6 protein-coding genes are annotated in these 13,301 nt (G+C 36.5%); 4 read left to right on the top strand and 2 right to left on the bottom strand.

Translation table 11 applies throughout. The annotated features are described in order from the left end of the window. Nucleotides 1–46 precede the first annotated feature (46 nt). Nucleotides 47–715, bottom strand: a complete 669-nt coding sequence (locus DF185_RS03660) for a S1 family peptidase (protein WP_165835932.1) — start codon at nucleotides 713–715, stop codon at nucleotides 47–49. Nucleotides 716–920: 205 nt separating this feature from the next. On the opposite strand from DF185_RS03660, the gene DF185_RS03665 reads away from it, so the two are divergent. The 4 genes from DF185_RS03665 (at nucleotide 921) to yccS (ending at nucleotide 11,976) form a co-directional block, all read left to right on the top strand. Further along, complete coding sequence (locus tag DF185_RS03665) at nucleotides 921–1,208, top strand: hypothetical protein (protein WP_133249942.1); 288 nt, start codon at nucleotides 921–923, stop codon at nucleotides 1,206–1,208. A 663-nt stretch (nucleotides 1,209–1,871) separates the two neighbouring features. Next, complete coding sequence (locus DF185_RS03670) at nucleotides 1,872–2,510, top strand: hypothetical protein (RefSeq protein ID WP_110359348.1); 639 nt, start codon at nucleotides 1,872–1,874, stop codon at nucleotides 2,508–2,510. Between the two features lie 473 nt (nucleotides 2,511–2,983). Beyond that, nucleotides 2,984–9,568, top strand: coding sequence for an alpha-2-macroglobulin family protein (locus DF185_RS03675; RefSeq protein WP_110359349.1), 6,585 nt, complete (start codon nucleotides 2,984–2,986; stop codon nucleotides 9,566–9,568). 260 nt (nucleotides 9,569–9,828) lie between these two features. Next, entirely contained in the window at nucleotides 9,829–11,976 is a 2,148-nt protein-coding gene (yccS, locus tag DF185_RS03680) for a YccS family putative transporter (RefSeq protein ID WP_110359350.1), read from the top strand. A 77-nt stretch (nucleotides 11,977–12,053) separates the two neighbouring features. On the opposite strand, the gene DF185_RS03685 is transcribed toward yccS, so the two are convergent. Continuing rightward, entirely contained in the window at nucleotides 12,054–13,169 is a 1,116-nt protein-coding gene (locus DF185_RS03685) for a PLP-dependent cysteine synthase family protein (protein ID WP_110359351.1), read from the bottom strand. Nucleotides 13,170–13,301: the final 132 nt, after the last annotated feature.

Consider the following 13,301-nt stretch of genomic DNA (forward strand, 5'->3'; position numbering starts at 1 on the left):
AGAATTACCCCTGCTAGCGAAAGGCCGATTTATCGGAAAATCTTAATTATTTATTTTTGTTAATGATTTCTTTAGCATGCTCGATTGAGTAACAATATACAATACCAGAGTTTTCATACGTAATTATATTTCCTACAGGAGTACCTTTAACTTTATCATCCATCCTATATCCCGATACAATTCCAATAATCTTCATTCTGTGTTTTAATCCACTTGGGTTATTTATTACGACAGGACCTCCTGAGAACCCAGGATTATTATGCCCATCTAAACAGACTAATACCGCATCCCCATCTTTTAATACTGCGGAAATGATCCCTTTTTTGACAAAAGGAGCTGGATAACCATTATTACCATTGTAATGATCCATTCTTGAACCAAATGGATATCCAAGAAAATAACAATCCTGAGTTATAGAACTGCCGGTAATTTCAATATCAAACAAATTCTCACCAGCATTATTAGAATGCAAATTCAATACAGCAACATCAACTTTCTCATTATCATGCAATAATACAGTAGCATTCAATTTCTCCCATTTTTGATTTCTCATTATTTCAAAATCAAGATTTGATCCAGTGGTTATATCTTTAGGTAATGTATGCCTTGCGGTTATTAAATAATCTACTTCCTCCAAGGAAATTAGAAAACCTGAAGCTGTACCTGAACCTATTTTTATTTGGAAAACTCTATTAAAAACTTCATTTGTCACCATAGTTTGTGCTTTAGGATTTAAACTCAAAAAATTAAGAGATACAATTAGGATGAGAAATATTCGCATTCAGTGATAATTAAATTCATGCTAATTTATCAAAAACTATCCTAAATAAACTTTAGATAAATAATTTTCTTTTAAGAATAAAAGCATTGGGAAGAAAAAATCTTGTCCAATCAATCGTGTGAGTAAAATAATCGAATAGGTGAGTAAACAATTAAATTATCCCATGGGTACTCTTTATTTATTAACCCATCCAAAAAAACAAAACACCCCAACAGAAGATCAAAAAGTACTTTCTGAAAACATTTTAGGTCCTGCGGAACTTTTGTTAGAGCCAACGGACTTTAGAAACAGCTTTTCCGAACTTCCGCTAGAGCCAACGGAACTTCAAAACAGCTTTTCCGAAGTCCCATTATGCTTTTTTGAACTTCCGCGAAGGCCAATGGATCTTCCAAACAGCTTTTCTGAACTTCCGTTGGGCATTTTTTAAAGTCCGTATGACTTTTCCGAACACCAGTTATGCTGTTTTGAACTTCTGCTAGCTCTAACAATTTTTCCAGACAGCTTTTCCTAAGCTCCAGAAGTATTTTTTTAGCCTTCGAAAATCTGTTTGGAGAAGATATTTTGACTTTTTGGAGAAAAAATGTACTTATCCCCTAAAATTTTCAATAAACTTAATGAATAAACACAGAAATATCATACTCCACACACTCCCTATTTTTATTGGCATTACAGAAATACTTTTCAACACTTGTATAAAACCATATCTAAATTTAAAAATTCTTCCTAAAATGAACATTCTTCCACAAAAAGTGAACACAACCCGTATTTATTGAAACTTCCGCCATTCTAAATAATAAAAAAGATGTAAAAACTGATCTATTTCATACAATTTAGTTATCATATGCATTTCGCGGAGTTTAAGAAAACCTGTTTGGAAGCTCGGAAAAATGATTTCTCCTTCTTTTTCAAAAATATTTCACACGAACACTAATTCCTCTAATGGCCGCTTTTACTGGACTTACGAATCTTTTTTAATGATTAATGAAATTTTTTATGCAAAAATCATTGACATTTATAAAAATACACACCAACTTTATTATACCAAGATTTAAGAAACAAAATATTAATGTAAAACCTAAAAAAAAATGTCATGACACAAGTCAAAGTAAACAGTGATTACATTTCAAAAGCTGAGGAGGATTTTAATGCTCAAGGCGAAAATCTCATTGCCAAGCTTCCTGTTTATCAAGAGGTACTAGGTATTTCGGCTGAGAGAATTGCCGAAATTATAAAGGTACTTCAGGATGACAAGGCATTGAGCGAGAAGAAAAACATTATTAAAGCTCAATCGCGTTCTACCAACAAAGAGTATGAAATCAAACATCCCAATTGTGTAAGTGTAGTTCGTGACTTCAGAAAAGAATTGGTGAACAATCCAATTTGTACTCCTGCCATTCTTGAAGATTTGGGACTTAATCCTATTCAACGCATTATCGATACCGATACACAACGACCTGAATTGGAAATTGATTTGGTATCGGGTGCTCCTCAAATTAAATTCAAAAAATCGATATTCGATGGCATTCGTTTGTTCTGTACAGTTAGCTATGGCGATGAAGTAAGAGAATACGAGGAAACCCTTACCCGCCATAATTGGCAAGATCCCAAAGCTCGCATGGATCCTAAAAAACCAGAAACCAGGAGTTATTACGCCTATTTCATATACAAAGGAAAAATGGTTGGGCAAAAATCAAATGTGGAAAGCATTACCCTGGAGGCCATAAAATAAGATAAGCCATAAATGTGATTTGTTTTGTAATCATTTGAATTCGATTCTGTAGTAAGCAGGCTGACCCAAAAGAGACAACTCTTTTGAGTCGGCCTCTTTTTTTTACAGAAGGAAGCACATCTATATCATCAGGTGGTGAGCTTCTAAAGGAAATTGTCCAAAATAAACATTCCTGAAGGCAGCCTTAATTAAGTTAAGATTTGTGGTTCAATATGGAATTTAGGGGGTAATTCTAAAGAAGTGCCCAAAGTACTTAAGGCACTTTAAGTATTTTTAAGTACTATTTAGTAACTCACCTACTATAAATCATACAGAACCAGATTTGTTTAGACTTATTCTATATATAGATCTTCACTTAAAATAAAATTATGCTATCGATAAGAATATTATGCATAATTGTACTTTTATGGAATACATAAAATTTATGAGATTGATATTCATTTCATCCATATCACACTAAAAATCATGCAATCGTGAAAAAATTAGCCATCTTAATTTTGTTAGTTCTAGGTATTAACATCTGCCATGCACAAAAAGAATTGGATAAATTATGGACCGAGCTTGAACAGTTTGAGTTAGAAGGAAGATTCCATAGTGCAAACCGAGTTACGAATCAAATTCTTCAGCAAGCCAAAAAATCAAAGCAAAGCGATCAGATTGTCAAAGGCTTTATTTACCAATCGAAATTTAGTCTACTGCTAGAAGAAGATGCGCAAAAGAAGGTTATTCAAAACCTGGAAGCCCACTTGAAAGAAAGTGATGCTCCTACCTCTGCCCTTCTGGAATCGATTTATGCACAATTTCTTAAACAATACCTGGATAATAACCGATACAAAATTAGAAATAGGACCAAACTTAAGGGCCCGGTTAATGCTGTGGACTTTGAAAAATGGGACATGAATACCCTTGGGGAACAAATTATTTTGCATTACAAACGATCTCTGGAAAACAAAGAAACTCTTCAAAACATCTCTATCGATGATTATCGTGACATCCTAACAGAAAGCCACTCTTCTCACAAATTTAGACCTACTTTATATGATTTTCTTGCACATCGCGCCATTCAGTATTATCAAAAAAATACATGGTATTTTACCCGACCAAAGGAAAGGTTTTACATCAACAATCCTGTAGTATTTAAATCTACCACTGAATTTAGCAAAGAACCATTCCTTACAAAAGATAGCTTATTCTCGAATCGAAATGCTTTACTATTGTACCAAGAACTTGAATTGTTTCATGAGGATTCTGATACAACTGCCTATGTTGATGTGCTATTGGAGCGATTGAATTTTGCCAAAACACAAGGAAATATCGAGAAGAAAGAAGAACTGTACATACAGGAACTAAAAAAGCTTTCCAATCGATTTGCCAGTCATTCAGCTTCGTCCATGATCAATTACAAAATTGCAGATTACTATTTCAAGGAAAGTAATGCTTACAATGCCAAATACGATCCCATCTTGAAAAACTATCGCATTAAAGCATTAGATCTTTGTAATTCGGTTGTGAAACAATATCCAAACTCCGATGGAGGCTTGCTTTGTACCATTTTGAAAAATAAAATTGAACAAGCCTCTGTATCTCTTCAAACTGAGCAATACAATATGCCTAATAAAGCTTTTCTTGCCAAAGTTGAGTTCAAGAGTGTTGATAGCTTGTATCTTTCAGCCTATCCTGTTCCCTTCGATTTTTACAAGAACAAATCATCATACAAAAAGGATAGTTTATTATTGAATGTACTGAAGAAAACAAAAGCGATCGCTTCAAAATTTTATTTGCTTCAGCCTAAAAAGGACTATTACGTATATACTACCGAAGTAGATTTTCCTGCACTGCCTTCTGGAAATTACATTTTGCTTTCCTCAGGATCTAAAAAGATTAGCTCTATAGATGAGATTTATAACCACGCGGTGATTTCAATAAGCAAACTTACGATGCTTAGTATTAACCAGAAAAAACATGAGCTAATAAAAATTCTGGACAGGGAAACAGGAGCACCCAAAGAAAATGTAAAAATATCTGTTAGCAGTGAGTGTGAAAATTTCGAACGCAATGGATTTACCAACAGCAATGGTGAATTTTTAATTGAAAAGAACAACAAGAATCACCATTACCAAATTATTGCGACAGATGGTACCGACTCGATTAGCAATTATTCTTACATCAACAGATTTTACAAAGATCGAAACAAAGATAAGGAGCATATGGCCAAAGGCTATTTGTACCTGGATAGAAGTATCTACCGCCCCGGACAGACAATGTATTTCAAAGGCATATTAAGCGAAAAGAAAGATGGAAAATCGCAAGTAGTTCCTAATACCTATGTATCGATATGCATTTCTGATGCCAATTATGAAGAACTCAAAGAATTTCGTTTAAAAACCAACGAATACGGAAGTGTTAGTGGTGAATTTACTTTGCCAGATAATTTGCTTACAGGCCAATTCACCATCGAAATGGATGAAGATTTCGGAAATGATATTGAAGATCCAGATCCATTCTATGACAAAATTGACGACTTTGACTACGCAGAGCTAAGTTTTTCGGTAGAAGAATACAAGCGACCAAAATTTGAAGTGATATTTGATGCTGTAAAAAACAATTACGTAATTGGCGACAGTGTATGCGCCACAGGTTTTGCCAAAGCTTTTCTGGGGTCGAATATCAGCAATTCAAAAGTAAGTTATACCATCAGCAGAGAAAGAGTGCATGACTGGAGACGTGGCTTTTATGGCAGCTCGTCCCAAACTATTAAAACAGGAACTTGTAAAACCAATGCACAAGGCAAATTTTCCATTGATTTTGTTGCCATTCCCGATTCACTGGCAAAAAAAGAGGATAAGCCTATATTTCTCTACTCCATAAAAGCTGATGTAACCGATCAAAATGGGGAAACCAGGAGTTCTTCCCAAAACATTAAAGTTGCTTATCACAACCTGAAAGTAGATGTTTTAATGGGCGGCCGACTGAATTCAAATAAGGATCAAACGATTAGCATCCAGACCAAAAATCTGAACGATCATTTGATTGATGCCAATGTAGAACTTCGCATTAAGAAATTAAATGGACCTGGAAGGGTTGTAAGAAAAAAGCCATGGGAGATTGTGGAAATCCATTCCATTCCCAAAGAACAATTCATCAAAGACTTTCCACATGAAGTGTACGACAGCACCGATGTAGAACAAAATTGGCCAAAAGGAAATACGGTTTATATCAATAAGGCAGGACCAAAGGAATCAAAAGAGTTCGCTCTTCCGAAACTATCGAAGTGGGAATCTGGTATTTATCAGCTGGAAGTAATAGCTACCGATAATGAGAAGAATACGGTGATTACAAGCAAGAACTTTGAAGTCTATCATCCTGATAATAATGAATTGGCCGATCACCAAATGTTTTCATATGAAATGGTGAATCTGGACTTTAAGAAAGATAAGTACGTAATATTAAAGCTAAAAACGGCTTGCCAACAACTAAATGTTCATGTAGAAGCTTATTACAGAAATGAGAACGTATTCAAAAAACTGGTAAACATTGAAGATGGCTACAGCATAGTAAAAATTCCGGTGAAAGAATCTTATACGAACAAACTGGACTTTAACCTCTACTTTGTAAAATACAACAGCATTGTAAAAGAACAGTTCTCTGCAGTCTTTAAAGAAGTAGAAAACAAGCTTATTATTGAAACCTTAAGCTTCAGAAATAAACTTACACCAAGACAGGAAGAGAGCTGGAGTTTTAAAATTACCAATTCGAACAACAAGAAGGCACAAGCCGAAGTTCTGGCTTCCATGTACGACACTTCGCTGGATCAGTTTAAACCTCATTCATGGAGAACCAATATTGGATTCCGTAAAAACAGGTACTCTTCGGCAGCATACATTCAAAGCAGATTCTTTGGCTTACAGTATTTTTCAAATTTTAATTCATTCCGTTTTACCAATACCGTTCCATATCTAAAACAATATCATGAATTGAAACGATTTGGATGCCATTTTGGTAATACTGAGTATACCAATAAGATATATCTGAAGCAACTGAAGCGCAAACAAAGCACAATACAATATGTAGAAGGAAATGTAAATGGCATTGTAACGGATGAAACAGGTATGCCTATTCCTGGTGTTAGCGTAATGATTAAGGGTACAAAAACTGGCGTTAGCACGGATATTGATGGGTTCTATTCCATCCAAGTTCCAAAAGGTGGAGAATTAATCTTCAGCTTTATAGGAATGAACACACAAGAAATGATAGTTTCGAAAACTGGCACCTACAATATGGCATTACAGGCTGATAATCTTGCATGTGAAGAAGTTGTGGTTACAGGAATGGGAATAAAACGTAAATCAGCCACTACAGGAGCACTTACCTACGTAAAAGCCAGCGATGTGAGAGATGATATTTTCAGACAGCTACAAGGTCAAGTATCAGGATTAGATATTATTGAAGTAGTTGAGGAGAATGAAGAAATGGATGAAGAATGTTTTGTTAAAATACGAGGTTATAGTGGTACAGGAAACTCTAACTCTCCACTGTATATTATCGATGGAGTGCCAGTAGATGCAAAAACCGGGGCTAAATTCTCACCAAAAGATGTGGCAGACATTACCGTATTAAAAGGAGCATCTGCTACTGCACTATACGGTTCAAGAGCCAGTAATGGTGTGGTAGTTATCAGCACGAAAAAAGGCTTGAAAGAGTTGACACAGGTCGAAAGCAGGAACGACTTAAAAGAAACGGCTTTCTTCTATCCTCATCTGTGGACCAATAAAAAGGGGGAAATTGTTTTCAAATTCAATAGTCCGGAAGCACTGACAAAATGGAGATTGATGCTTTTTGCTCACAATAAATCCTCTGAAAATGGCTATGTTGAAAAGTTCGTTGTTACGCAGAAAAATCTCAATGTAATTCCTAACGTCCCACGTTTTTTAAGAGAGGGTGATACCATTACACTAAGTACAAAAATCAGTAACCTTACCAAAGAGAAGCAACAAGGATCTGCTGCTTTGCAATTGTTCGATGGCGCAACTGGAAATCCTATCGATAAAAATCAATTGGATTTTAATCCAATGCTCCCTTTTGAAGTGGATGCCAAAGGAAATACAAGTTTAAACTGGACCATTAAAGTTCCTAAAGATCTTGCTGCCCTTCAATATAAAATTGTAGCTAAAGCAGGATCTCACAGCGATGGTGAAATGGGAATTATTCCGGTACTTTCCAACAGAAGCTTGGTAACAGAAGCAAAGTCTATTTGGGTTCAGCCGGGCACTACAAAGGAAATTCAGTTCGAAAAGCTAAAGGATGGCAATTCTAAAACGCAGAGCAATCACAAGTACACGATAGAATATACAAGCAATCCGGCATGGTTGGCTCTAAAATCATTGCCTTACCTGATGGAGTTTCCACATGAATGTGCAGAGCAAAGCTTCTCACGATTCTATGCCAATGCACTGGCCAGGGATATCCTTACAAAGAACCCTAAAATAAAGGAGGTCATTCAAGCCTGGAAAAAGGATCAATCGCTGACATCTCCATTGGAGAACAATAAAGAATTGAAATCTATCCTGATTGCAGAATCACCTTGGCTAAGAGATGCGCAGGATGATGAGAAAAACAAAGCCAGATTGGCCAATCTTTTTGAAAAGGATAAACTAAAATTACAGCAACTACAAGCTTTAAATAAACTTAGAGAAATGCAGCTTTCATCGGGAGCATTTCCTTGGTTTGCCGGTGGAAATGAAAACCGTTTTATTACCCAACACATTCTGGCTGGATTGGGTCATTTGCAAAAGCTAAACATCAACAACGAATACAGCGATCAATGCAAAAAAATTGAAAAGAAAGCCATCGCTTATCTCGATAGAGAATTTATAGAACAATACGAGACATGGGCTGTAAATTCAAAAGAAGACAAGGATGTTTCTCTATCTTCAATCAACTTGCATTACTTGTACAGCAGAAGTTTCTTCAAGGCGAACCATCCTCTATCAGATCAACTGCAAGAAATCACAAAATTGTATATCGAAGCATGCAAAGAGGATTGGCTAACCAAATCATTGTACAATAAGGCATTAATTGCATTGATTTTGCAAAGAAACGGAGAAAAGAATGTCGCCAAACAAATCACAGATGCCTTAACGGAACAATCTGTTTTGAAGGAGGAAAATGGCATGTACTGGAAGAGCAACAAAAGCGGTTGGTATTGGTATCAGTCTGCCATTGAGTGCCAGGCTTTATTGATTGAAACCTTCAGCGAAATAGATGGTGATATGAATAAAGTGACCCGCTTAAAACAATGGCTGCTTAAAAAGAAACAAACCAACAAATGGCCTACCACAAAGGCTACTACCGAGGCTATTTACGCTTTGTTAATGCATGGAAACAATTCTCTGGCTCTTGACCAGAATACCCAAATCACAATTGGAGATAAGGAAATAAAAAGTGACAAACTGGAACCGGTTCAAAAGGAAGCTGGAACAGGTTACTTTAAATTGAATTGGAAAAAGGAAGAAATCGATTCATCCATGGCTAAGGTAACAGTTAGCAACAAGAGCAATATTACCGGATTTGGTGGTGTATACTGGCAATACTTCGAAGACCTGGATAAAATCAGCGATTCTGATCAGGGAGATTTGATCGTACAAAAAAGCATGTACATCAAGAGATCTACGGATGAAGGTGAAGTTCTGGATCCTATCTCAGTAGACACTCCAATTAAAATTGGCGATTTAATTACGGTTCGATTGGTGATAGAATCGAAAAACGACCTGGAATTCATTCACCTGAAAGATTTAAGAGCTGCCGGAATGGAACCTTTGGATGTTCTTTCGGGCTACAAATGGCAAGATGGCCTGGGCTACTATCAAAGTACCAAAGATGTAGCAAGCCATTTCTTCTTTGACAATTTGCCTAAAGGCAGATATGTATTTAAATACGATCTGAGAGCCAACAACAAGGGGAATTTCTCCAATGGAAACGCCAGCATACAAAGTATGTATGCTCCTGAATTTGCAGGTCATTCCAAAGGAAATCGCATTTCGATTCAGGAAAGTAATTAAGATTTAAATCGTACTTCAATACAAAAAGCATCAATCTTTTAAAAGATTGATGCTTTTTTTTTGCGGTTTATACCACATTAACCTTTCCTTAAAAAACTTACTAGAGGTATTTTTGAACACTTACTATAGTATCTTTTCAAGATTAAGTGTAGTTACCTTTCTGCAATCGTTTGTAATTGCAACTTACTCAAAGACTTCTGAAAATTTAAATTTTATTACTAATCTGAGTTTGTATCTTTACAGCCGTAAAATTTCGATACATGCAAAACAAATTAAGAGTTACTCGATTTCAAGGCAAACAATGGTACGAATTCTGGATACAGAATCTATGGCGATATCCCAACAGGCTATTGGCACTAAAAGCTGCTATTGCTATGGGAACTTTGTTGATTCCATTCGTAATATTCGACATGGCTTTTATTGGGGTAACTTTGGCCTTGGGAGCATTGGCTGGCGCTTTATCCGAAACCGATGACCACCCTAAGGGAAGAATAAAGGCATTACTGTTGACCATTCTCAGTTTTGTGATTTCCTCTGCCTCTGTTGAGATTTTATTGCCCTACCCTATTCTATTTGGTATTGGTTTGGTAGGATCTACTACCACCTTTATTTTGGTTGGTGGTTTGGGAGAAAGGTACCGCGGAATTACCTTTGGTGCATTGCTTGTTGCCATTTATACCATGCTAGGTGCCGAAATTACACCCAATTGGTATGCTCAAATCATTTTATTGCCAACAGGAGCACTTTGCTATGGCTTATTTTCCTTAATACTGCTGTATTTGCATCCTGCTCGATTATTAGAGGAGCAATTGGCCGATGGTTTTGAGAATCTTTCTTTGTACTTAAAAGAGAAATCGAAACTGTTTCCTAGTGATAAATCCATACAGAAAAAGACCAGGCAAGGACTGGCTTCTTTAAATGTGAAAGTGGTAAACTCCATAGGCAGATGTAAGAACGTTCTTAATAGTTATAGTGATGCTATGAACGATGTGAATCAACTTCGTCCGTACCTTCACAAATTTATTCTATTACAGAGCCTTCACGAAAGAGCAGCTTCCAGTCATGAACGTTATGATTTATTGAGTGCTGATGCGGATAATCGTGAGATATTGGAAGGTCTGGGGCAATTGATGCTACAATTATCCCTTGCTGCACACGAAGTATCGAAAAGCCTGTTGATGGGAACAGAGTACCATCATCCTATTTCCATAAAATGGACCATAAATGCCATTCAAGCTCAACTGAAAAGCATTAAGAAGAAAGAGAACAAAAATGACTTGGGATTGCTTCTTCAGAATCTCAATCAGTCGCATATCTCTTTGCAAAACATGAATTTTAATGTAGACTCAGGCTTATTGCCTAGAGTTGACAAGGATTCAAGTAGTTTGTGGAAACGCTTTACCAATCAGCTGAATTGGAACCATCCAAAATTCAAATATGCCATCCGATTGTCAACCTGTTTTTTGATCGGTTATCTTTTAATGTTGGCTTTTGATATCGAAAAAGGCTATTGGATTTTATTAACCAGTTTGTTTGTATGTCAACCAAGCTACAGTGAAACCAGGCAGAGGTTATTTCAGAGAATTCTGGGAACCATAACAGGTGTAGTACTTGGGGTTAGCATAGTTCAAATACTGCCTACTGTTGGAGGACAAGTAGTACTATTGTTAATTGCAGCCTACTTTTTCTTTGCCTGGCTAAAAAACAATTATGCTATTTCCGTAATTTTTGTTACCATATTTGTGATCGCTGCCTTTAACCTGATAGCAGATAAAGGAGTTGTGGTAATGATTCCTAGAATAATAGATACAGTAATTGGTGCATTGCTGGCAATTATAGTAGTTCGTTTCATGTGGCCCGATTGGCAGTACAAACAGCTACCAAACCTACTGGCAACAGCTGTAGAAAAAAACCATGCCTACTTCAACCAGATTTTATTGGAACACAAAGCACCAAGCGAAGATGATTTGCTTACCTATAGAATATCTAGATATCAGGCACACCAAGCTGATAATGCATTGTCCATGGCTTGGAGGGGAATGAAATTGGAACCAAAACGCCACCAGAAAATGCAGAAAAGAGCTTTCTCCATTACCTATCTCAACCATGCATTGTTATCCTACCTATCAGCTTTGGGTGCACATCGTAACATTCCTGATTATATGAATGATGAAGTACAATTGATGTATCAGGATGTAGAAAAAGGTCTTTTGGTAGTTGCTGAATCACTAAGAAGAAACGATGCGAACTGTTCCTATGAAGAACTGGAAATCGTTCTGGAAAAATTGGGAAATACTTTGGAAGCTACCGAAAGAGGTACGCACAGACAAAAGCTGGTATTGCTTTATAATATTGCAGAAGTAACACAACAATTGGCACAAAAAGCTTCTCAAATTGAAGTGGAATAAATTAAAGCCATTTCATACAATAAAAAGAAAACCTCTGTCAATACAGACAGAGGTTTAAGATATGGAGATTAGATTGATTAATTTCTTCTTGGACAATATGGTAGCTTCACCATTTCATACGCATCATGATAATTTCCTTCTACGCAATCGCTAGGATCACAGCAAGTATGACAAACTCGTTTAAATGCACGAAACTTATGAAGTTCTACTACTGGCGACATAAAATCTTCTTTCACTGGCTCCTCGCGCATTAAATCGGTACTTAAGTACTTTTTGTTATCATCAGCAAATACAGTTACCACCACCGCATCTGGGCCTAATTCTTCCTGTATTTTAAGTGCTCCCAGAAAGTTTGCTCCCGATGATATACCGATTCCAATACCCAATACGGAAGAAAGTTTTTGTGCCATGATAATTGCATCACCATCATCTACACTTACAATTTCATCCAATTTATCCAACTCTACAATGGAAGGAATAAATTCATCGGAAATTCCTTGAATTCTATGCTTTCCTACTTTATAACCTGTTGACATCGTTGGTGAGTTGGAAGGTTCAAGAGGATGAATTTTAATTTCTGGATTCTGTTCATTTAGGAATTTACCAACTCCCATGACGGTTCCTCCTGTTCCAACACCTGCTACAAAAGCATCAGGTACCAGATTTCTATATTTTAATTGCCACCACAATTCCTGTGCAGTTGTGTTGTAATGTGCTTCACAATTGTCCCAGTTTGAAAACTGACGTGGCAAAAATGTATGCTCATCTTCTTCGGCTAGTTTATTGGCCATTTCAATACTTCCAAGGAATCCACCCTCCTCTTTGCTCACCAACTGAATGTTTGCACCATAGCTTTTCATCAGGTTAATTCTTTCCTGGCTCATCCAATCGGGCATATAAATGGTAACAGGATGTCCCATTGCACGACCAATTCCTGAGAATGCAATTCCCGTATTACCGCTGGTTGCTTCAATAATACGGTCGCCTTCTTTTAAAGCTCCGCTTTTGTATGCTTTTTGCAAAATATGAAATGCCATTCTATCCTTAATACTACCTGTCATGTTTAGGTATTCAGCTTTGGCATAAATGGTGCGAGTTTTTCCTTTATAAGTAAACTCTATGGCTAATAATGGCGTATTCCCAATCAAACTGGAAATGCCTACAATTCTTTTGCTTAGGGGATTTGAAATCATTTTGTTAGGTTGTTATTTGTAGTTAAACATATTCAATCTTATAAGATCTCTTTATCTTTTATATTCCTTGAAAAAGAGGCAAGCTCGTTTTACATGTCTGAAAAATTGGCGAGCTTGCCTACTTTGCTGAAA

Origin of the sequence: Marinifilum breve, assembly GCF_003202155.1 — a bacterium.
In the GTDB taxonomy this organism is placed as follows: Bacteria; Bacteroidota; Bacteroidia; order Bacteroidales; family Marinifilaceae; genus Marinifilum; species Marinifilum breve.